17 protein-coding genes and 4 pseudogenes are annotated in these 20,250 nt (G+C 62.9%); 5 read left to right on the top strand and 16 right to left on the bottom strand.

What is annotated here, in order from left to right:
- Nucleotides 1–22 precede the first annotated feature (22 nt).
- Complete coding sequence (locus N551_RS0118000; RefSeq protein ID WP_027568096.1) at nt 23–1,954, bottom strand: caspase family protein; 1,932 nt, start codon at nt 1,952–1,954, stop codon at nt 23–25.
- A 628-nt stretch (nt 1,955–2,582) separates the two neighbouring features.
- Between N551_RS0118000 and N551_RS0117995 the strand changes: the two genes are divergently transcribed.
- Entirely contained in the window at nt 2,583–3,143 is a 561-nt protein-coding gene (locus tag N551_RS0117995; protein WP_027568095.1) for a hypothetical protein, read from the top strand.
- 514 nt (nt 3,144–3,657) lie between these two features.
- Nucleotides 3,658–5,037, top strand: coding sequence for an OmpA family protein (locus tag N551_RS36635; RefSeq protein ID WP_051462812.1), 1,380 nt, complete (start codon nt 3,658–3,660; stop codon nt 5,035–5,037).
- A 260-nt stretch (nt 5,038–5,297) separates the two neighbouring features.
- Here the strand turns inward: N551_RS36635 and N551_RS39320 are convergent, their stop codons facing one another.
- A complete protein-coding gene (locus tag N551_RS39320; protein WP_027568094.1) occupies nt 5,298–5,480 on the bottom strand; it encodes a hypothetical protein in 183 nt (60 codons plus the stop codon).
- A gap of 239 nt (nt 5,481–5,719) precedes the next feature.
- On the opposite strand from N551_RS39320, the gene N551_RS0117975 reads away from it, so the two are divergent.
- Both N551_RS0117975 and N551_RS38095 read left to right on the top strand, forming a co-directional pair.
- A complete protein-coding gene (locus N551_RS0117975; RefSeq protein ID WP_081747873.1) occupies nt 5,720–6,544 on the top strand; it encodes a papain-like cysteine protease family protein in 825 nt (274 codons plus the stop codon).
- A 493-nt stretch (nt 6,545–7,037) separates the two neighbouring features.
- On the top strand, nt 7,038–7,178 hold the full coding sequence (locus N551_RS38095; RefSeq protein ID WP_155809775.1) for a hypothetical protein: 141 nt from the start codon (nt 7,038–7,040) through the stop codon (nt 7,176–7,178).
- A gap of 43 nt (nt 7,179–7,221) precedes the next feature.
- Here N551_RS38095 and N551_RS0117965 read toward each other — a convergent pair whose 3' ends face one another.
- The 6 genes and pseudogenes from N551_RS0117965 to N551_RS0117935 form a co-directional block, all read right to left on the bottom strand.
- Nucleotides 7,222–7,692 (bottom strand): hypothetical protein, encoded by a 471-nt coding sequence (locus tag N551_RS0117965; protein WP_027568092.1) that lies wholly within the window; start codon nt 7,690–7,692, stop codon nt 7,222–7,224.
- Nucleotides 7,693–8,131: 439 nt separating this feature from the next.
- A pseudogene (locus N551_RS35745) lies at nt 8,132–8,578 on the bottom strand (DNA ligase); the annotation flags it as partial.
- Between the two features lie 12 nt (nt 8,579–8,590).
- On the bottom strand, nt 8,591–9,154 hold the full coding sequence (locus N551_RS0117955; RefSeq protein WP_027568091.1) for an MOSC domain-containing protein: 564 nt from the start codon (nt 9,152–9,154) through the stop codon (nt 8,591–8,593).
- Nucleotides 9,154–10,836, bottom strand: a complete 1,683-nt coding sequence (locus N551_RS0117950; protein ID WP_027568090.1) for a DNA polymerase/3'-5' exonuclease PolX — start codon at nt 10,834–10,836, stop codon at nt 9,154–9,156. Before N551_RS0117950 ends, N551_RS0117955 begins: the two co-directional genes overlap by 1 nt.
- Nucleotides 10,837–11,115, bottom strand: a complete 279-nt coding sequence (locus tag N551_RS0117945; RefSeq protein WP_027568089.1) for a hypothetical protein — start codon at nt 11,113–11,115, stop codon at nt 10,837–10,839.
- Between the two features lie 446 nt (nt 11,116–11,561).
- Nucleotides 11,562–12,569, bottom strand: a complete 1,008-nt coding sequence (locus N551_RS0117935; protein WP_027568088.1) for an IS110 family transposase — start codon at nt 12,567–12,569, stop codon at nt 11,562–11,564.
- Between the two features lie 20 nt (nt 12,570–12,589).
- Here N551_RS0117935 and N551_RS39705 point away from each other — a divergent pair.
- Nucleotides 12,590–12,904: pseudogene (locus tag N551_RS39705) on the top strand (hypothetical protein); the annotation flags it as partial.
- 100 nt (nt 12,905–13,004) lie between these two features.
- On the opposite strand, the pseudogene N551_RS39310 reads toward N551_RS39705, so the two are convergent.
- The 8 genes and pseudogenes from N551_RS39310 to N551_RS0117890 form a co-directional block, all read right to left on the bottom strand.
- Nucleotides 13,005–14,073, bottom strand: a pseudogene (locus tag N551_RS39310) (IS1182 family transposase); the annotation flags it as partial.
- A pseudogene (locus N551_RS35735) lies at nt 14,031–15,004 on the bottom strand (tripartite tricarboxylate transporter substrate-binding protein). The pseudogenes N551_RS35735 and N551_RS39310, both read right to left, overlap by 43 nt.
- A 25-nt stretch (nt 15,005–15,029) precedes the next feature.
- Nucleotides 15,030–15,746 (bottom strand): GntR family transcriptional regulator, encoded by a 717-nt coding sequence (locus N551_RS0117915; protein ID WP_051462809.1) that lies wholly within the window; start codon nt 15,744–15,746, stop codon nt 15,030–15,032.
- 23 nt (nt 15,747–15,769) lie between these two features.
- Nucleotides 15,770–16,510: an SDR family oxidoreductase gene (locus N551_RS0117910; protein WP_027568085.1), complete on the bottom strand. Its 741-nt coding sequence runs from the start codon at nt 16,508–16,510 to the stop codon at nt 15,770–15,772.
- 24 nt (nt 16,511–16,534) lie between these two features.
- On the bottom strand, nt 16,535–17,305 hold the full coding sequence (locus N551_RS0117905; protein ID WP_027568084.1) for an SDR family oxidoreductase: 771 nt from the start codon (nt 17,303–17,305) through the stop codon (nt 16,535–16,537).
- Between the two features lie 15 nt (nt 17,306–17,320).
- On the bottom strand, nt 17,321–17,701 hold the full coding sequence (locus tag N551_RS0117900) for a carboxymuconolactone decarboxylase family protein (RefSeq protein ID WP_027568083.1): 381 nt from the start codon (nt 17,699–17,701) through the stop codon (nt 17,321–17,323).
- A 26-nt stretch (nt 17,702–17,727) separates the two neighbouring features.
- Nucleotides 17,728–18,963: an ABC transporter substrate-binding protein gene (locus tag N551_RS0117895; protein ID WP_027568082.1), complete on the bottom strand. Its 1,236-nt coding sequence runs from the start codon at nt 18,961–18,963 to the stop codon at nt 17,728–17,730.
- Between the two features lie 36 nt (nt 18,964–18,999).
- Nucleotides 19,000–20,250, bottom strand: a complete 1,251-nt coding sequence (locus N551_RS0117890; RefSeq protein WP_027568081.1) for an ABC transporter substrate-binding protein — start codon at nt 20,248–20,250, stop codon at nt 19,000–19,002.

The following is a 20,250-nucleotide window of genomic DNA, read 5'->3' as shown; positions in this document are numbered from 1 at the left end:
CGGGCACCTCTTCTGCGGCGCGCTAGTTGCAGACCTCGGCATTGGCATCGTTGCCCGGGCCGCCGCCGCCGCGATATTCGAGATGGCAGCCGCGGTTGACCGCGCGACAGCCGCTGTTGTTGCAGAATAGCTGTCCGCCACTCGAGCGGCGGCTGGCGCCAGCCGCAGCGGCAATGCCCGCAGCGCCACTAAAGCCGCCGGCCGCTCCGGCAGCCTCTCCGCCGGCTTGACGACGCTGCCGTGCGGGACGCTCGTCGCCGTCGTCACGCTTTGCGGTCGCAGGCTTGGCGGTCGCAGGCTTGGCGGTCGCTGGCTTGGCGGGCTTGGCGGCGCGCTGCTTCTCGCACTCGTTGTCGTCGTTGAGGAACGAGCCCTCGGCACAAGTGATCTTGCTGCACTGGTCGCCGTCGGCTCGGTAGCCGTGGTCGCAGATCATCGGACAGATCCGCGACGACCGGAGCTTGATCGCATCGAGCGCATCGACGTTGGCGAGCTTGGTGTCGAATTTGGTCCCCGCTTGGCGATTGAAGAGCTTCAGCGATCGCTGCGAAGCCGCATTCCATTCGCCATCGACGGCACCCGTGAAGCACCCGACGCGGCTCAATTCGCTCTGTAACGACTTGGCCAGTTCGGCTTGAGGGACATCGGTCCTAGCGAGATCGACTTGGTGCGGCCCGTCGCTCAAGGCAGCGATCGCGTCGCTCTGGACGGACTTAGCTGCCGGAGGCGAACCAACTGCGGCGGAATTGTCGGTCGCGGACCTCGGGTTGAGTGCAGCGATGATCGATGCCTCGGAGGCGGCCCGCTTCCGCTCGGCATCGGTCGCTTGCTGCTGGGCCACCTGCTTTGTCGTTTCGGCGGAAATGCGGGCGTTCTCCGCGGCCTTCAAGTCTACGGCCGCCCTTTCCTGGTCGGTGCGCTGGGCGCCTTCGGAAGCCAGCCGAACGCGCTGCTGTTCGGCCTGGCGCGCTTTCTCGGTTGCCTCAATCCGTGCGTCCTCCGCCTCGATCTGGTTGAGCTGAAGCTTTGCCAGACTGGCGTAATATCCGTCGGGATGCTGGCTCAGGAATACGCCCAGGGCGGCCTTGTTGTTGAGTTGCAACGCCAGTTCGTAGTCACGGCGGACCTCGGACTGGGGATTCTGCGCCGCGGGCTTCGGTTCCTCTTTCTTGGCGCTAGGCACGAGAGCAACGTCCTCGCCGCCCAACGAGCCGTAGACGTAGGGCTCCTGCCGGTTTCCTGTGGCTTGCAGGACATCGTCGCGGACAAAGCCGAAGACTCTGCGCAGGTCGAGGCCGGGCTTTGCGATGTATTTGACCAGAGCCGCCGCGTACGGGCTGTTCTTGCTATTGCCGTCGAGCGCCGTCAATCCGGCCTTTGCGGCGAAGGCGATCAGCGTATTGGACACGGTGGGCTCGACCCTCGCAAGCCCGCGACTGATCGATCGTGAGGCGACAGTTCGCTTCATGGTGTCGGCAAAAGGATTGTTGCGGCAAGCATCGACGATCACGACCCGTAGCTGCTTCGCAGGCTCGATAGCCAGCAGCACACGGTCCAGCGAGAAAGCCTCGTCATAAATGTCCGTATCGCGTTCAAGCCTTGCATCGGTCGGGATCAGATAGTTTGTGCCATCGATCTCGATCCCATGGCCTGCGTAGTAGACGAGAGCAATGTCGGCGTCGCGTGCTTGATCAGCAAAATCCCTCAGGGCTCGCTTCATGTCCGTCGCGGTGAGATTGAGCCTCGAGTCGACTACGTCAAACCCTGCGCCTTTCAACGTCGCTGCGATGGCGGCGGCGTCGTTGGCCGGGTTGGGAAGCAGGGGTGCGTTTTGATAGGTGGAATTGCCGACCACCAAGGCCACACGCTTCGTCGCGGAAGCCGGCTCAGCAGTCAGGACCAGCAAGGCGCCGAGGACAAGGGCGAATAATCTGATTTGCGTATAGAAGCTCATGGCGCAACGTCCAGTATCAGCCGAGTGGGGAGCGTCAACGGAGGTGGCCGCGCAGAATGCTTAAAAATGAGCTCTCGGCGGCCGCTTGTCTCCGTTTAGGAGTAGTCTCGAGCCCGATCCATTCCTAAATTTGTCGCGCATTTCAGTGAATGCGTTCAAAGGCCTGAGACGATTGTCGTGCCGGGCACGTTGGGCATGGTTGGCGCGTATAGGGGGCGTGCTGTAATTTAAACTGCTGATAATTAACGACTTTTTGGTCGTGTGCGATGGCTTCGTTGAAGCGTACAAGGGGCTAGGCTTGCCTAGAATCGGCGTTCCGCTGGCGGCACATCAAGCGGAAGTGAAATCCGGTGTTAGACCTGCGGATCGATAGCTTTAGCGAAAGCTCTTGGCCAGCTTTGGCCGATCGTCGGTCTTGCAGGGATCAGAAAAGGAGTTGCAGCGGCATAGGCGGCATATTACGGAATGCCTGCCTCAGGCTTCGCTTTTCGTTGATCATCCGTCGGCATTGACTCGTCACGACCACGATGTCGACGAGAAGGCGGAGGCTATCGCGTCGTAGCGGCGGAGGTGGCGGCCCCCCTTTATGCCGTTCTTCCTGCCCCTGAAATATTTGGCAGCCTTGCGCATGTCCGTTCCGCTGAGAGTTTATATCACGCCGTTTGCCGATAGAGGCGTTCTCGAGCCTGCGCAATGGGATTGCGACACGGCCAAGAAGGCGGTTGATGTCGTCAATACGATCTGGTCGAAGGCCAAGATTGCATTCGTGATCAGTGATTCCGTGAGGGAAAGGCCGCTGGACATGGCAAAGAGCCGGCGCAGCAGCGACGAGGTCCTGCTGGGTGTTCTGGCGTCCCGGCATGACCCCGACAATGCGGTCCACATCTACCTCGTCAATTCTATTCCAAATCTGAACGCCGGCGGGGGCTCGTTTCCGAGCGGCGCTCCCGAGCCGACGAGCTTCGTCCAGTGGTATGGCAATGACCACGCCAATGGACGCGCCTGGGCACACGAGCTTGGGCATCTGATGGAGCTCGATCATGTCGAGATCGATTATTCCAACGAGAAGCAGGCGGCGCAGCGCGTCAAGAACCTCATGGTGCCAGGGTTGAGTGCAGGCAGCGATTTGACCAGCCAGCAGATCGGCACGGCCAAGGGGTCAAAGCTTGTCAAGAGATTTGGCGGCTAACCCGCGTCCGAAGCTCCACCATGCGATTGATCCGCGCAGCGTCATCGCTGTCTAAATTAGATAAGCGGGCAGCCGCATTCGGAAAACGGGCTTGGTTTCTGTTCAAACACATGATCGAGAGCGCGACAAAGGCCACCCGGATCACCGACGTTGCGGTGACCAACTATCTCTGCCGACCTCCGAAATTGTGACCGGAACCGGGCGGCTCGCCGCGCAACGCGCTCCGAGTCTGAGCCACCCCTACCCAGCGTAACCCGCTCTCGAAATTTCATCCGAGGCTTCAGATAGTTCTCCGGCTGCAGCGCACCTCGCACCCGCAGCCGCCATCTACTCTGCATGGGGTTGTTTTCGACCTTTGTCGTTCGGCCGCGGATTGCGCATTCGCCGGAGCGCCGAATCGCATCGCGACCGCAGCCGCGAGCCTGCAGATCCGCGCCGGGTCCATTGAACGCCGTCGCGCTTCGCCGCGACCAAGAGGCGCATCCTGCGGTCGAAACCTCTGTTGGAGGAGCCCATGGCACCGTCCTACAAACCTGTCCCGCTCGTCGGCGCGGCATTCAGCTCAAATTCCAAGACCGGCGGCAGCGTTCCGGCCGCGTTCGACACCTTCCTCTACCAGCCGACTGGCGGCTTCAAACACGTCAAGCTCACGATTAAGCTCAAGATCAGCCTCAAACAGGCGAGGGGATTTCTGCCGGTCCAGCTGGACGCCGACAACAAGCCGTTCCTTACGACGCCGTGGACCGACGCCCAGTGGTCTGCGTTCGTCAACAGCGCGTCGGCGCAGGTCAACCTATGGAATAACAGGTTCTGGCTCGTTCCGCCGCCCGCCTTTTCGGGGCTCGACGAGGTCTACCAAAAGGATCCGTTCTTCAACAAGTTTCCGAACAAGATCTTTCGGCCGAACCTGCTGTGTGCACTAGAGGTCGACTTCTCGCCCGCAAGCGGTGCCCACAGGACCATCGAGGTCACCAACCTCAACGCCGCCTTTATCACCGCAACCGGCAGGGTGCCCGATCCCGGGGTATTTCGCTCCCATGCGTTTCTTTACGACTCGTTCGACGCGACCCCATGGGCGTTCCCTCTCGGCCACGCCCCCGGCATGCCGGCAAGCCACCCCGTGATTGCTCACGAGATCGGCCATGCCATCGGGCTCGACCACATCGGTGTGCTGACGAAGGCGCCGATCTGCCAGCTCGCCGCGAATCTCAACACGGCAAATGTCGACCGGTATCTGCCCGCGGGAAGCCCGCTCGCGGGCGGCACGAACGCGCTGGTCTGCTATGGCTCAACGAACGCGGCACTCGCGGGCAACATCATGGGCGCTGGCCAGGCATTCTCGAGCGAGAACGCGAGGCCCTGGCTGTGGGCCCTGTACACGCTGCTGGACAAGCTGCTCGACAAGCCCGAGCCGATCACAGAAAAGGCCAAGTGGCGGGTGGTCATGACAGATCCAGGGCCCGGCCGCTGGATCGATAACGGCTTGGACATCATCACGTCGGATCCCGGCCCCGTGCGAGTCACCGCCAATGATGACTCGCTGATCAGGATCAGCGGCGACGTCTTGTTCGACACCGACAAATCGAACATCAAGCCGGAGGCCAACGCGGCGCTGGAGAAGGCCGCAGCGGACATCAAGGCGAGAATCGGCCCGCGCCTGAGATATGTCCTCATCAACGGGCACACCGACGCGACAGGCTCGGCAGACTACAACCAGCGACTGTCGGAAGCCCGCGCCAAGGCGGCCGCCGATTGGTTCGTCACGCGCAAATATCTCGAGCGCGCCAAGATCCGGACGCAGGGTTTCGGCAAGACCCAGCCCCTTTCGCCGAACACGGATGAGCCGGGCCGAGCCAAGAACCGGCGGGTCGAGCTTCACATCGTGAACAGCTGACGCGCTGATGCGCGGACTGTTAATCGTAAATCCTTCTGGAACCTGTGCGAGCCTCGGACCGGTTCAACTAGTATGGAGACGCGCTCGCTGGGCCGCAGCCCGGATGGGCGGACTGACGGCTCGACCCTGTCAGCTAGGGGGCCCTGAATTATTGAGGAGGTTCGATACCGCCTCGACCGGTTAGGCCGGCGCGAATGGCTTGGACAGCATCACGCTGCGCGGCACTCCGTTCGCCGACCACCTGTGAGCGCTATCTCCAGTCACGTTGAGGATTGCGCAGCAGGGATCGTGCTGCCGCGCCAGGCGGGCGAACTCCCATCCGTCCATCCTGGCCCGAGATTGATGTCGGTCACCAAAGCGCGCGTCAGGAGTGTCGCGCCGAGCAGCCTGATCCCCTCCTCGCCCGATGCGGCGCTCAGGACGCCAAAGCCGTCCTCGCTCAAGTTTTCTCCAGCATCTCCCGAGGCCCCAGTATTAAGCGCGTCCTCTGGACGATCCTCACGGTCAACGGGCGCGATTACCGTAAGTGGGAACTCGCGCGCTCCGCTACGTTGCCAGTGGTCGGGGACCGCGCGGTGGGTGGTTAGTGGCGATACCGCGCCGCAGCAAATGGCGGTGGCGAGCCATTGGCGCGCCTGTTCTTACTGCGTAGGGTGCGCATTGAAAAAGTGAGAGGTCGATCATGCCCTTGCCGCGGCCCGTGCCTTTTGTAAGCCAAGCCTATGATCCCACAGGTTGCTGGTGGGCATGTGCACGCATGCTGCGCTTATACTACGGGGGCGGCTATGCCAGTCCGCAGCAGTTGCCGGAACTCGAGAACGAAGACGGCACTCATCAACGACTGGGAGGGGACGCGTATAACAAATTTATGAGAAACGAGGGTTTAAGCTTTCTTCACAAGGACGTTCCGACGTCCACAGCGAAAGATATCGACCAAGCGCTGACCGCGCTCGGGCCAATCATGGTCAGCTGGGGCGGAGGTCAACACGTATCGCTGGTCGTTGCCGTCCTCGGGCTGGAGTTGTACCACCATGATCCCGCCGTTGGACCCAATCAAACGATGCCGGTGAACAGGTTCAATATTTATCGCACCGGTGGAGGCGGCGTCATGGGTGGAATGCTGGTGCGCGACCCGCAGCTCAACCAGTGGGCTCGATACCAGAAAGAACTCGTTCTCGCATCAGACGGAGTGACAAAAAAAGATGGATGGCCGACGGGCTGGTGGCGCGTGTGGGACGGCAGCACATGGTACTATTACCTCGGCAACGACAGTATCGCGATGTCGAGTAAGACGGCGCCGTCCTCGCCCGGCCCCCCGGCCAAGCCACACAACACTGGCAGGTGGGTTTTCACTGATCCGAGTACGCTCGCGATCATTTGGAGGCAGGCCGCCGGTACTACGAAGCCGTGCGTGGAAACGTTCTGGAACGCGTCGCGCGAGTGCGAGCGGATGAACGCGAATTCGAACCTGTACTCACCGCTTGTGGCGACACGGTTCGGGAAGTGAGGCGGTGCCGGAAGTCTGTCCCCGGTGTCAGCGATGCGCGTAAATGCAATCACAGCGCCGCCGCGGCCATCCTTCACTTCCTCGAAAGCATGCCTTGATCTTGAAAATGCGGCCGGTACCGCGGATCATATCCGGTCGTGCGGCACCGCTGGCACCATCACCGCTGGTGACAGGGCCCGACAGCAAAAAGCCGCGCTGGTCGAGGGCGCGGCTTTTCCTCGGTCAAGCGCTTTCCAACATTCGCCGGGAAAGGGTTCGTATCGAGCAAGGGCGGCTAACGGGCGTCCCGCTTCCCCTGCCTAAGGCCCTTCGGCACATCCCGATCGCCGGCGGCTTTTCTGGCTTCGCGTGACGACGCCACCCTACCGCGCAGGATGGCCTTGGCCATGGAACGACAGCGGCAAGACGGACCGCTCTTACTGGTTCTTCGACTGGCAGGTGTTGGGAGGCCGTCGGCTATCCGCATCGACACTACGTTCCGGCCGAGGCGGAGATGCCGGAGGATGAGGAGGAGCGGAACGCTTTCGCCGCGACGCACGAGCGCGTCGAGTATCGCGACATGACCGCGGTCAAGAAGGTGACGTTCGGACGGCGCAGCGGCATTCGGGTGTTCGGCCCGAAACCGGGGCCGTGAACGCCGCATTCGATGCGGATATTGCCCCCGCGAACGAGTGGACTCAGTCCCAGACCTCGGGAGCTGCGCTGAACCTGTCGACGACCGCGCTGGCGATCGAGGCGAAGAACCCCTCGGAAGGAATCGGCAGGGCATTGCCGCCCGCGGCCTCGATCGCGGTCCTCACCTCCTCCGGCATTTCGGTGACGTACTGGATCTTGTCCCCGATGTAGAGCGCCGACCGCGCGGCGGGGTGGTGTCCGCTTACGAGCCGGATCGGCCCCCGCGACACGGTGCCGTTGAACCATACCGGCTTGGTGGTGGGCAGGGTCAATTGACCGATGTAGGAATTCTCCGCCTTCACGGCCGGAACGACGGTGTTCGCATCTTCGGTCACGAACTGCACGCCGGGGTGATCGATGCGGCATTTCGCATTGGTCTGCGTCGACTCTTCCGGATAGGCGTCGCGCATCCGGATGACGTCCGTACCTGGAATGGTGACGGGAACGCCGTTTGTGGCGGTGAAGGTGGGCATGTCTACTCCAATGGTAGGGCCGACGAAATGTGAAGGTGATGCAATGCTAGGTAGTCTATCAATCGGTTAGTTTTGCGCAACGGTGGGACGGGCGGCGGCGGTCGAAAATCGGCTCGTTCGCTAGGACGCGGTTCAGGGCATGACCGGCGCGCGTCGGGCGTCGACGCTTTCGCGCGTCGACGCTCTCGCCGTCGTTTCACGCATCGGCCTCAGCTGCAGGTGATCGGTTGTGCGCGGCGGCGCCCGTCGCTGCTGCGGCAGGCTGGCCGCATGTGCAGCTCTTCTCCTGCTGAACCGCGAGGGACACCTGACCGGAACAGACGCGCGTGCCCTTGCTCGAGACGGATACGTTGTTGTCGCCGCTCGGAAGCAGGATGCGCTTCCCGCACTGCGCGATCTCCGCATCGCCGATCGAGACCATGCCGGCTGGATAGGCGGCGCGGTGGTTGCTGAACGCGAGCAGCTTGTGGCGCGGCAGGATCGCCTTTAGCCGCTTCTTGCGCTCGAGGAGCGGCAGCGCACGCAGGTCCTCTCCGTCCGCGAACATGAGGTCGAACGCGCAGTACAAGAGCTTGGCTTCTTGGCGCAGGGCGTTCTGGAGCAATTGGAAATGGGATGCGCCGTCCTTGCCGATCGCGACGAGCTCGCCGTCGATCACCGCATCCCCATTCACGCGTTCAAGTGCTTTTGCGACCTCTACGTAGGAGTGGCTGATGATCTTCCCGTTACGGCTGTAGAGCGCGACCCGACCACCCCGGATTTCCGCGACCATGCGGAAACCATCGAACTTGTCCTCGAAAACCCAATTAACATCGTCGAACGGCGCGTCCGTCAGCGTGGCCAGCGTGGGCTGAAGGCGATAAGGCAGGGTCGATTTTCGGGCCATGGCAGGCGCTCTCTACAGGGCCGGCAAAGGCCGAAACGAGGAGGACGGAAGCCGGACCCGCGCGCTATCGCCAGCCGCTACCGGTCCCCCGGCCCGGACCACGCCCAGCACTCCGGATTTGAACGCAGGGCCCGTTTCCGCCGACGAGAGCACGTGCCGTTTGAGCCCGGCCTGGTAGCGGTCGATGAGGACGCAGGGCGTCCGGAGCCCGGTCAGCGCCACGACCGCCGTAGGTCCGATTTCGATGAGCGTCCCAAGCGGCAATCGCTCGAGGTCCAGCCCCGCGGTGGTGATGTTCTCGCCGAGGTCGCCGGCGCCGACCCCGAAGCCGGCTCTGAGGAGCGTTGGGAAGAGCTCGCACGGGATCAGGTGGACCTGCCGGAGATTGGGTAAACGGGGCCGGCGGCGGGCCAAATATCGGTGCCAGACGAACGGGCCGGCGTGGGCGTCGCCTTCGACACCGTGGCCTTCCACCAGGATTATGCGGTCCCGAGGTGGTTTGCTGAAGTGGTGCCCGCGATCGGCCGCGACCGCTGCTACCTTCCCCTGGAGCGAAAGATCGTGCGCCTGCAGCATCAGGCGGCGCGGGCGAGCGAGCGCCGCTTCTGGCGAAGGTAGCGCGTGATCTCCGGAAGCGTCATCGCGTTCAAGACCCGGTCGGCAGAAACTCCGCCCTTTCGGGCCATCTCGACGCCCCAGTGTATGTGGTCGAGTTCCGGAATCGAGTGCGCGTCCGGATTGATGCTCAGCATGCACCCGAAGTCGAGGGCCGCTTGGTGCCAGCGCCAGTCGAGGTCGAGCCGCCATGGATGGGCGTTGATCTCGACGACGACCCCATGCTTGGCGCACGCCCGCAGCACCTTCTCGACGTCGATCTCGTAGCCGGGCCGCCGCTGCAGCTGCCGTCCCGTCATGTGGCCAACGATTGTGGTGTGAGGATCTGATATAGCGCGAAGAAGGCGCTGCGTCTGCGCCTTGCGGTCCAGTTTGAAGCGGCCGTGGATGCTGGCGACCACAAAATCGAAGCGCTCCAGCACGTCATCCGGATAGTCGAGGGAGCCGTCAGCCAAGATGTCCGACTCAATGCCTTTGAGGATCCGGAAATCCTTGCCGAAGCGCTTATTCAGCCGGTCGGCTTCCCGGTGCTGCTCTGCGATCTCCTCGACGGAGAGACCGCCCGCGTAGTGGGCTGACTTGGAGTGGTCCGCTACGCCGAAATACTCGAAGCCTCGCTGGCGCGTAGCCTTCGCCATGGTCTCCAGGGTCTCGGTGCCATCGGAGGCATCGGTGTGGCAGTGGAGGATGCCGCGCAGGTCTTCGTCGGTGACGAGCTTCGGGAGCTTGCCTTTCAGAGCGAGCTCGACCTCCCCGCGCCCCTCCCGAAGTTCCGGGTCGATTGAGGGCAGGCCGAGAGCGCGATAGATCTCCTCCTCGTCGCCGGCGATCAGGGTCCGGCCCTTGTGTAAGCCGTCGGCCTCCAATCGCATCCCCTTCTCCGCCGCCAAGGCTTGGAGTTGCTCGATATGAGCGGCGGAGCCTGTCGCGAAGAGAAGGGCAGCGCCGAAGTGCTTTCGGTCGGACAGACGGATTTGCAGTCCGTCCCCCGGCGATGGCTTCGGTGCCTTTTCGGCCTTCGGTGCTTCCGCAACGATGGTGAGATCGCCGACGAGCTCGCAGCCTCGGCGGAAGTCGCCGGCGATCGTGACCCGTTTCAGCTCGGGTCGGGATTTACGGATCGAATCCTTGGCGTGTGCCAGCAGGGCGGCGGCACGGTGCAGGTGGAGGCGTCCTTCTCCGCTTTTCGCGATCGCCAGATTCTGCAGGATCTTGGTCTGCAGCGGGGCACCGAGCCCCTTGGCCTTCTTGATGCGATCGTCCTTCGCGGCGGCCTCCAATTCCGCCAGCGATGTGATGCCGAGGTCCTTGTAGAGCCGCAGCACCTTCTCGGGGCGGAGGCCGGGCACGGCGAGCATCTCAAGCACACCCGCGGGAATTTCCTTCCGGAGCTTTTCGAGACTCGGATGAGTACCCGTCCTGTGGAGCTTGGTGATGATGTCGGCGATTGCGTCGCCTACGCCCGGGATCTCGGTGAGGCGGTCTTCGGCAACGAGGACATCGAGGGGAACGGCAATGGCGGCCAGGCTATCCGCCGCCCGGGAATGGGCTTTTGCACGGTAGGGATTGCCGCCACGCAAGGCGGTGCGCTGCGCGTACTCTCGCAGAAGACTTGCCACAGAACGGGCATCGAGCGAAGCCATTCAGCGAGCCTCCCAGTCCGAGCTTTGCGGCGCCGCCGGAGCAAGGCGACCACCGGAGCGGTCACTTGGCCGGCGATCGAGAGAGGCCTCGAGCTTCTGGGCTGCGCGAAAGTCCTCGAGGTGCTGGACATTGGGGCCGTAGGCAGCCTCCTTCTTGAGGAGATTGTAGATCCGACCGGCCACCAGTTGCAGATGCTTCATCTTGCCCCGCGGCATGGATCTCGCCTTGCAGAGAGCTCGGACGGCGTAGGCGCGGAAATAGTCGAATGCGTCGGACATGATGTCTGTAAACGACAGTCTTCGTCGATAGTTCGTCCGCATCGGACGACTAATCCGCGACCAAGTGGGAACCGAGGGGTATGCGAAACTTTTCGGGCGTGCCACAGCGTATGAAAAGCCGATGTCAGCTTAACCGCCGATAGCGGACGCAGCGGAGCTGATTACGGCATGTCCGTTTTGGGCCATGTGTGGACGGCTCCGGGTTGGCAAGGAGAACCTTCACTTGCGGCGTTGGTCGGAGCAGCCATGTGTTCGGCCTTCTTGTGCGGTACTCATGACCGCTGGCCATAATGCCCTCCGCGGATCAGGTCCCGATCAAAAGCACGCATTCGAAGATGCCCTGGCCCATGTGGGTTGTCCTGATCGCCGGATCGACCGGCGCTGCATTGGTGCTGTTCGCCCTTCCAACCGTTACGTCACAGCCGGATGACCGGCTGTGATCTCGTTCACGCCGTAAGGCCGGCGGGTTCCTTGTTGGGTTCGTTCCTGGCCATCATCGCCCATGCCATCCTGGCGAGCTTATTGGCGAGTGCGATGGCTGCGACCTTGGTAGGGCGCCGTGCCAACAACGCAGTGAGCCAAGGCCGATGGCTTGTGCCATGGATCTTGGCATAGCGGATCACGGCGAGTGCGCCCGCTGTGAATAGGCTGCGTAAATAGCGATCGCCTTGCTTGCTGATCCGGCCAAGCTTGTCCTTGCCCCCACTCGAGTTCTGCTTCGGCACGAGCCCGACCCAAGCCGAGAAGTCCCGCCCCGATCGGAAGGTCTTGGCATCGGCAACGCTCGCGACTAGCGCCGTTGCCAGTGCTGGACCGACGCCAGGGATCGCATCCAGTCGCTTGCTCGTCGCGTTTGATCGATGCCAGGCAATAATGCGCCTATCGAACTCCAGGATTTGAGCCTTCAGTGCCCGCAACTGGCCGCCGAGAGCCGCCAGACACGCGCGGGCCACCTCCGGAACTCGGCGGTCGGCTGGATCGGCGACGACTTCTAACAGCTGTTCGACACCCCTGCGCCCGACGGGAGCAACAATCCCGAACTCGGCCAGATATGCGCGGATCGAGTTGATGACGGCAGTCTGCTGGCGAATGAAGAGATGGCGCACGCGATGAAGCATCAGACAGCTCTGTTGTTCGATGGTCTTGGTCGGCACGAACCGCATGTTGGGCCTTGTGACCGCCTCGCAAATAGCCTCTGCGTCGGTGCTGTCGTTCTTCTGCCGCTTAACGTAGGGATTCACATAGGCCGGAGGCATCAATCGCACCGTATGCCCCAACGCCTGCAGCTCGCGCGACCAATAATGCGAGGACGCGCAAGCCTCGATCCCCACAAGGCACGGCGGCAACTTCTCAAAGAAGGACAGCACGAAACGGCGATTGAGCTGACGACGTATGACCACCTGGCCGGCTGCATCGACCCCATGCACTTGAAAGACCGACTTCGCGATATCCAATCAACAAGACGGCGCTTACGATGCTGCGCTTCGAGCAACGGTTCAACGGCCGGGTCGCTCTCGTGCGGTCCGTTCGACGCGACGAGCTAAATCCAAACGACCTGAAAGCGCGACTGACTGCCCACTTCGAAAACCCGATGCCCGATGTCGAAGCGAGCGCTGATGCATTGGCTTTGTGCGTCTCGGATTTCGAGCGCGCCGTGATGGGACGCTTGCTCCAGCTCGGCTGTAGCGTTCGACCGCAAGTAGGTTCGTTGGGTTATCGCATTGACATGGTGGTTGAAGGCGCCAACGGCCGACGGCGGGCGGTCGAGTGTGACGGTGACCGCTACCATGGTCCAGAGCAATGGCGGAAAGATATGCGCCGCCAACGTGTGCTCGAGCGCGTCGGCTGCGCTTCTGGCGGAGTTTTGCATCCAGCTACTAGCTCGACGGGCGGTACGGCAGTTGCTCCCCAGCCGGACAGCGATATGCGTCTTCCTCCGGCAAATGGACAAAATCCTGCTTGCCGAAGCGCCCCTCGGATTTGGCACCAGACGTCTGCGGCTTGGGCACAGTTACCGTGATGCCGACCTCGTGGCGCGCGAGGATCTCCGGACTGCTGAAGTAACCGCGATCGGCAACGACCTTGAGCGTCTCGGTCGTTAGAACAGCCTTCGCCTGCCTGGCCATATTGGCAAGCTGATCCCGATCCGAGCCACTGTTCGTTACCTCATGCGTGACAATCAGATGGTGCTCGGTATCCACGGCGACTTGCACGTTGTATCCGACAACGCCGGACCCGCGGCCGCTGGTAGCCATCGAGCGGCTGTCGGGATCAGTCAGGGAGATTTGCTGGTCGGCCGAAGCCAGCATCCGCTTTTCGTAAGTAGCAAGCTTGCCCATTTCGTCCTTCAGTTTTGTGAGCTTCTCATTAAGCCTCGTCACCTTCGCGGCCAGAGCTTCGGTCGGCTCGTGTCGGTCAGCCGTGTCAAGCTGGCTGATACCGCGCGGCCCTCTCCTCCAACTGAGCACGACGCCGTTCCACCTTCGCTCGTGTGAAGTTCTTGTCCCGGTTGTTCACGGCTTTGAACTTGCTGCCGTCGATCGCAACACTCGCCCTCGCCAGTAAACCCATCTCTCGGCAGAGTTCAACGAAGCGCGCACATACCTTGCGGAGTGCCAGGCCGCTGTCCTTGCGGAAGGCAATCGTCTTGTGATCGGGAGCGAGCCGACCCAGCAGCTACATCGCCTTGACATTGCGGCCGGCTTCTCGTTCGAGCCATCGGCTCGATTGCACCCGGTTCAGATAGCCATAAATGTAGAGCTTCAGGAGAACCGAGGGGTGATACGACGGCGGACCCGTTGCAGCCGGCTCCGCTTCCTCAAAGCCTATCTCAGCCGAATCGAGCGCATCGACAAACATGTCGATCACTCGAACAGGGTTGCGGCGACAAGACCTGCGTCGCTTCCTCGAGGTGTCTACTGCGGATGGATGCCGGCCGCCTTGATGATCCTTCCCCATTTATCGATCTCGGCTTTCAGGAACGTCTCGAGCGCTTCTGGAGTTGCACGCTCGCTCTCGACCGGCGCCATGCTGAGCTCGGCAAAACGGCTGACCAAAGCAGGATCCTTCAGCGCCGTCTGCAGCGCGCCGACGAGATGATCGACCACGGGCTTTGGCGTGCCGCGCGGCGCGTAGAGGCCGTACCAGGTCGTGACGTTGAATTCGGGAACGCCGGCTTCGGTCGAGGTCGGCACATCCGGCAGCGTCGCGACACGCGCCTTGCTGGTGATGGCATAGCCCTTGATCGTCTTCGACTGGATGTACGGCGTCGGCCCTGTCGCGGGATCGCAATAGACGTCGATATGACCGGCGATGATGTCGTTCAGCGCCGGTCCGCCGCCCTTGTAGTAGATCTGCGAGAGTTTCGTGTCGGTGGTGCTCATGAACATCAGGCCGCAGAGCTGTGAGGCCGAGCCGAGACCGACATTGCCGATGTCATCTTGTCACCCTCGCTGCGAATCCGGGCGATCATCTCGCTCAAATCCTTGGCCGGGAAGTTCGGCAGCGCCACTAGGATCATCGGGACGTCGGTGACGAGCCCGATCGGGGCGAAGTCGCCGACGGGGTCGAACGGCAGCTTGGCGTAGAGGGAAGGCGCGGTGGCCTGGCCGACATGCATCAGCAGCAGCGTGTAGCCGTCAGGAGCCGCCTTGGCGACGCGGTTGGTGCCGAGCGTTCCGCCGGCGCCGACCACGTTCTCGATGACGACGGACTGCTTCAGCGTCGCGCTCATGGCGCTGCCTAGGATGCGCGCGATGACGTCGCCCGGGCCACCGGCCGAGAACGGCACGATCATCGTGACGGGGCGGACCGGGTAGTCGTCCGCGACCGCCGCGTCACCTGGGCAAAGCAGGAGGAACAGGATCAGCGATCGTACGAGAAACTTCATCGAACACTCCCTTGGCGGCATTGTTCTAGTCGTCGGAAGGCGCCGCCTCCTTGGCCGCCGACGATTTTTCGATCATGTCGAGCGCGGCCACCGCGGCCGCGTTGATGTGGTCGACGCAGCAGCGTTCGGCGAGATCGGCATCGCCGTTCTGGATCGCACGCCAGATCGCGGTGACTTCGCGAAGGCTCTTGTTGATCCGCTTCGGTTGCGACATCGACGTGATCCGCAGCAGCTGGATGCGGTCGTGCAGCGGCTTGAGCATGCGCTGGATAAACGCATTGCGGCAGCCGCCGATCAACGCCGCGTAGAAATCGGTCTTGGCTTCGAGGCATCCGATGAGGTCCTGGCTGGCCGCGGCCGCCTTCAGGCGCGTCAAGGCGTCGCCGATTCGGCGGGCCACCTCGGGGTCGTGAAGCCTGGCGCATTCGCGGCCGGCGAAGCCTTCGAGGACGGCGCGCGCCGCGTAGAGCTGCCGGGCTTCTTCGAGGCTGATTGTGGACACCACGGGGCCGCGGTGCGGGACCATATTGACGAGCCCGTCGGCCTCGAGCGCACGCAGCGCTTCGCGGATCGAGGGGCGGCTGACGCCCATCATCTCGCAGAGCTCGCGCTCGACCAGGCGTTGGCCCGGCTTCAATGTTCCCGACATGATCGCCTCACGCAGCTTCTGCGCCACCCTCGCCCGGACGGTCGGGACGTCCTCGATCCGGAGTGTCGACTGCAATTCGCTACGTCTTTCCATGTCCGGGTCCTGTTCGGGAAAATTCAGTACCGGTTTACAGGCAGAATCATCATTTCGGCAATTTGAACGTGGGCCGGCTGGTCGAGCGCGAAGACGATCGAACGGGCGATATCGGCCGGATCGAGCGCCATCCTGAACTGGTCGAAATAGTCCTTTTCCTTCTGCCGATCGCCGCGGTAGCGGGTCAAGATGATGTTGGTCCGGGTCAGGCCGGGCTGCAGCTCGGTCACCCGGATCGCGGTTTCCGCCAGTTCGCCCCGCAGGGTCTCGGTGAACATGTGCACGCCCGCCTTGCTGGTGCTGTAGGCGGCCATGTCAGGCACGATCCGGACCGCGTTGATCGAGCTGATGTTGACGATATGACCGGAATTGCGCTTGACCATGCCAGGGAGGATCGCGCGCGTGACGCGCATCAGGCCGATCAGATTGGTCTGGATGATATTGGACCAGTCGTCCGCGGAGCCGGCATCGAAGCGCGTCCGGCCGCCGATATCGTGGCCGGCGTTGTTGATGAGGACGTCGACCGGTTTGAATTGACCGGGAATGGCATCCGGCAGACCATCCACGGCCTTTGCATCGCTGATGTCGAGCTGGATCGGAAACACCGCGTCACCGGCCGTCGCTGCCAGCTCCGCAAGCGCCGTTGCATCGCGGTCGACCAGCACCATTCGACGGCCGCTTTCCAGCAGCGCCTTGGTGATGGCGCGTCCCATGCCGCCGGCGGCGCCCGTCAGCACGACGGTCTGGCCCAATTGTTCAGTCATCGCAACACTCCCATTCCGATGCCCTCATGCGACCGACCAGCCGCCGTCGATCGGCAGGTTGGCTCCGGTGATGTCGTTTGCGGCGGGTCCGCAGAGAAAGACGACCATGGCGGCGACGGCATTCATCTCGATGAAGCGCTGCGTCGGCTGGCGTTCGCCGAGATATTCGTGCGTCATGTCCTCGACCGGACGGCCGCTATCCGCCGCCAAAGTGGCGATCTTGTCGAGGATGGCGGGCGTCGGCAGCGTGCCGGGGCAGAGCGTATTGCAGGTGATGCCGCTGCGCGCCGTCTCAATGGCGACGGCGCGGGTGATGCCCAGGATGGCCGTCTTGGTGGTGACGTAGTCGACGCGGTCCTCGATCGCGCGGCTCGAATAGATCGAGCCCATGTTGATGATCCGGCCCCACCCGCGCTGCTTCATCGTCGGCAGCGCCAGGCGGATCAAATGGAACGGCGCCGACAGGTTGACGGCCAGCGCCTGCTCCCAGCGATCGGGCGGAAACTGCTCGATTGCCGAGAAATGCCGGACCACCGCGTTGTTGACGAGGATGTCCACGGCCCCGCAACGGTCGAGCAAATCGGTCATCATGGCCTCGATCGCGTGACGTTGCGCGAGATCGACGCCGGCCGTAACGACCTCGACGCCGAAACGGGTGCGGAGATCATCCGCGGCCCGCTTCGGCGCAACGAGATCGTGAAGGACGATATTGGCGCCGGCACCAGCCAAGCCTTCCGCGACGGCCAACCCAAGGCCTGCCGTCGCTCCGGTCACAAGTGCCCATTTGCCCTTCATCGCAACCACGCTCCGCTATGTCTTGTCGAGTTCGGCGAAGACGTCCTTCGCGTTCCGGAACGCATCCACGCCGGCCGGCACGCCGCAATAGATCGCGACCTGCATGAAGACCTCGCGGATCTCCTCGCGGGTTGCGCCGTTGGCGAGCGCGCCACGGACATGGGTCTTCAATTCATTCGGGCGATTGAGCGCGCAGAGCATTGCTAGATTGAGGAAGCTGCGGGTCTTGCGCGTCAGGCCTTCGCGGCCCCAGACGTAGCCCCAGCAATACTCCGTGGTGAGGTCCTGCATCGGGCGATTGAAGTCGTCCGCGGATGCGATCGCCTTGTCCACGAACTCGTTGCCGAGCACGCTCTTGCGGATTTCGAGGCCGCGGTCGTAAGTCGCCTTATCCATGTTGTTCTCCGTTGTCTTGAGGCGGGTCAGCTCTTCGGCCAGAACGGCTTTGCCAGCGCGAGCTCGGGCGGGAACACCGTCACTGGTACGCCGGCCTGCCATTGCACGATGGTCATGCCGGCGCCGACGCGGCGTCCTTTCTCGTCGAACTTGATCTCGCCCAGCGGATAATATTTTGAGGGACCGCCATCCATGGTCCGCAGTGCCTCGCCGACCGCGACGCGATCGGCCTTGCCCGCCTTCTCCAGCGCATCCTTGATCACCCACATGTCGCCATAGGTGGAGATCGCGTTCTGCGTCATCCACGGCTCCTTGTAGCGGGTCTTCAATTCCGCGATCAGCGCCTCGTGGCCCTTGGCGCCCCAGCTCGCGACGCAGGTCAGCACGCCCTGGAGCAGCTCGGGGCTGACGGTTTGCAGCATGTCCGGCTCGGCGATCGCGATGCCGAACGAGATGGTCGGTACCTTGCCCTGGCCGAGGCCGAACTCGTTCATCTTCTCAAGCAGCAGCTTTGCATCCGATATCACCGTCGGCAGGAAGAACAGCAGGTCGGGTTTCGCCGAACGGATCTTCTGCACCAGCGAGGTCGCGTCCGCCAGCGGCGGTGTGAAGGTCTCGTCAACGATCAGCTGCAGCTGGTTCTCCGCCAGCAAACCCTCGCGCATCGCCTTTGCGGAGGCGATCGAGGCCCCGGTGTTGTCAGTCAGGATCGCGACCGTCTTCGGCCGCTTGCCGGCGGCCGTCTCCGCCAGCTTGATGAGCTGGGGCAGCGCCTGCCGTGCCTGCGAACCAGCGGTGGCCGCGGTCTGGAATACGTATTTGAATCCGCGGTCGGTGATCAGGTCGGAATAGGAGAGGGTGAGGACGGGCAGGCTGGCGCGCTCGGTCACTTCCGTCACCGCAAGCGTGAACGAGGACAGATAGGCGCCGCTGGCCGCAACCAGATCGGTCTCCTGCGCGACCATGCGCTGGGCAGCGTTCTTGGCCTTCTCCGTGGTGTCGCCGGAATCGAGCACGACCAGCTTCAGCTTGGCGCCGCCGAGCGCCTTGATGCCGCCTTGCGCGTTGATGTGATCGACCGCCATCTCGGCGCCCTCGCGCATCACCGTTCCCGGGCGGGCGTAGAGCCCGGAGATCGGTACCAGCAGGCCGATCTTCACCTCGGATGGCTGCTGCGCCCAGGCGCGGGATGCGATCAGCGTGCCGGAGGCGCCGGCCAGCAATGTTCGCCGCGAGATCGTGATCTTGCTCTTTGCAGTCATGACAATTCTCCTCCCCGGAAAAATTCTCGCAGCGCTTTATGATTTCTTCGGCCAGAACGGTTGCGCTTGCGCGAGCTCGGGCGGATAAACGGTGACAGGCACGCCCGATTGCCATTGCACGATGACGACGCCGGCGCCGACGCGGCGGCCCTTCTCGTCGAATTTGAGCTGGCCGCCCGGATAATATTGCGACGGGCCGGCATCCATGGTGCGGAAGGCCTGCGCGACCGAATTGCGGTCGGCCTTGCCGGCCTTTTCCAACGCCTCCTTCATCAACCACATGTCGCCATAGGTCGAGATGACGTTCTGCGTCATCCAGGGCTCCTTGTATTTGGTCTTCAGCTCGGCGATCAGGGCCTCGTGGCCTTTCGAGCCCCAATTGGCGACGATGGTCATAATGCCCTGCACGGTCTCCGGGCTCACGCTCTGGAGCATGTCGGGCTCGGCGATGGTGATGCTGAAGGACACCGTTGGGATCTTGCCCTGGCCGAGGCCGAACTCGCTGATCTTCTCCAGCCCGAGCTTGGCATCGGAGACCGCGTTCGGCATGAATAGCAGCAGGTCGGGCTTGGCCGAGCGAACCTTCTGGATCAGCGGCGTCGCATCCCATAGCGGCGGGGTCCAGACCTCCTCGACGACGAGTTGCAGGCCTTCCTGCGCCAGCAGCTTTTCCTTGAGCGCCTTGGCGGTCGCAACCGAGGTCGCGGTATTGTCCATCAGCATCGCCACGGTCTTCGGCTTCTTGCCCGACGCATTCTCGGCGAGCTTCATCAACGTCGGCAATCCAAGCTCGGATTGGCGGCTCGCCGTTGCCGCGGTCTGGAAGATGTATTTGAAGCCGCGATCGGTCAGCAGGTCCGAATAGGACAGCGTCAGCACCGGCAGTTCGGCGCGCTCGGTCACCTCGGTCACGGCGAGGGTGAAGGAGGAGAGATAAGAACCGGTGGCGGCGACGAGGTCGGGCTCCTGCGCCACCATGCGCTGTGCCGCGTTCTTGGCCTTCTCGGTGGTGTCACCGCAGTCGATCACGACCAGCTTCAGCTTGGCGCCGCCGAGCGCCTTGATGCCGCCCTGCGCGTTGATGTGCTCGATGCCCATCTCGGCGCCCATCTTCATGACCTGGCCGGGGCGGGTGTAGATGCCCGACAGCGGCACGATCAGCCCGACCTTGACTTCGGCCGGTGTTTGCGCGCGTGCGACGCCGGCGAGGCCGATCGCGGCAGCGCCGGACAGCACGGTACGGCGCGTCAATCCTCTTGATGTCTTGCCTCTCGATGCCTTGTTCAT

The sequence above is a fragment of the Bradyrhizobium sp. URHA0013 genome, from assembly GCF_000518345.1.
In the GTDB taxonomy this organism is placed as follows: domain Bacteria; phylum Pseudomonadota; class Alphaproteobacteria; order Rhizobiales; family Xanthobacteraceae; genus Bradyrhizobium.
This window is presented reverse-complemented; position numbering and strand designations above follow the sequence as displayed.

Bases quoted from the DNA above. Each gene is read 5' to 3' on its own strand.
- N551_RS0117995 (WP_027568095.1), top strand. From the start codon at position 2,583: ATGTCCGTTCCGCTGAGAGTTTATATCACGCCGTTTGCCGATAGAGGC.
- N551_RS0117895 (WP_027568082.1), bottom strand. From the start codon at position 18,963: ATGACTGCAAAGAGCAAGATCACGATCTCGCGGCGAACATTGCTGGCC.
- N551_RS36635 (WP_051462812.1), top strand. From the start codon at position 3,658: ATGGCACCGTCCTACAAACCTGTCCCGCTCGTCGGCGCGGCATTCAGC.
- N551_RS0117945 (WP_027568089.1), bottom strand. From the start codon at position 11,115: ATGTCCGACGCATTCGACTATTTCCGCGCCTACGCCGTCCGAGCTCTC.
- N551_RS0117905 (WP_027568084.1), bottom strand. From the start codon at position 17,305: ATGAAGGGCAAATGGGCACTTGTGACCGGAGCGACGGCAGGCCTTGGG.
- N551_RS0117910 (WP_027568085.1), bottom strand. From the start codon at position 16,510: ATGACTGAACAATTGGGCCAGACCGTCGTGCTGACGGGCGCCGCCGGC.
- N551_RS0117955 (WP_027568091.1), bottom strand. From the start codon at position 9,154: ATGCTGCAGGCGCACGATCTTTCGCTCCAGGGGAAGGTAGCAGCGGTC.
- N551_RS0117975 (WP_081747873.1), top strand. From the start codon at position 5,720: ATGCCCTTGCCGCGGCCCGTGCCTTTTGTAAGCCAAGCCTATGATCCC.
- N551_RS0117915 (WP_051462809.1), bottom strand. From the start codon at position 15,746: ATGGAAAGACGTAGCGAATTGCAGTCGACACTCCGGATCGAGGACGTC.
- N551_RS0117965 (WP_027568092.1), bottom strand. From the start codon at position 7,692: ATGCCCACCTTCACCGCCACAAACGGCGTTCCCGTCACCATTCCAGGT.
- N551_RS0117900 (WP_027568083.1), bottom strand. From the start codon at position 17,701: ATGGATAAGGCGACTTACGACCGCGGCCTCGAAATCCGCAAGAGCGTG.
- N551_RS0117950 (WP_027568090.1), bottom strand. From the start codon at position 10,836: ATGGCTTCGCTCGATGCCCGTTCTGTGGCAAGTCTTCTGCGAGAGTAC.
- N551_RS38095 (WP_155809775.1), top strand. From the start codon at position 7,038: ATGCCGGAGGATGAGGAGGAGCGGAACGCTTTCGCCGCGACGCACGAG.
- N551_RS0118000 (WP_027568096.1), bottom strand. From the start codon at position 1,954: ATGAGCTTCTATACGCAAATCAGATTATTCGCCCTTGTCCTCGGCGCC.
- N551_RS0117890 (WP_027568081.1), bottom strand. From the start codon at position 20,250: ATGAACAAGGCATCGAGAGGCAAGACATCAAGAGGATTGACGCGCCGT.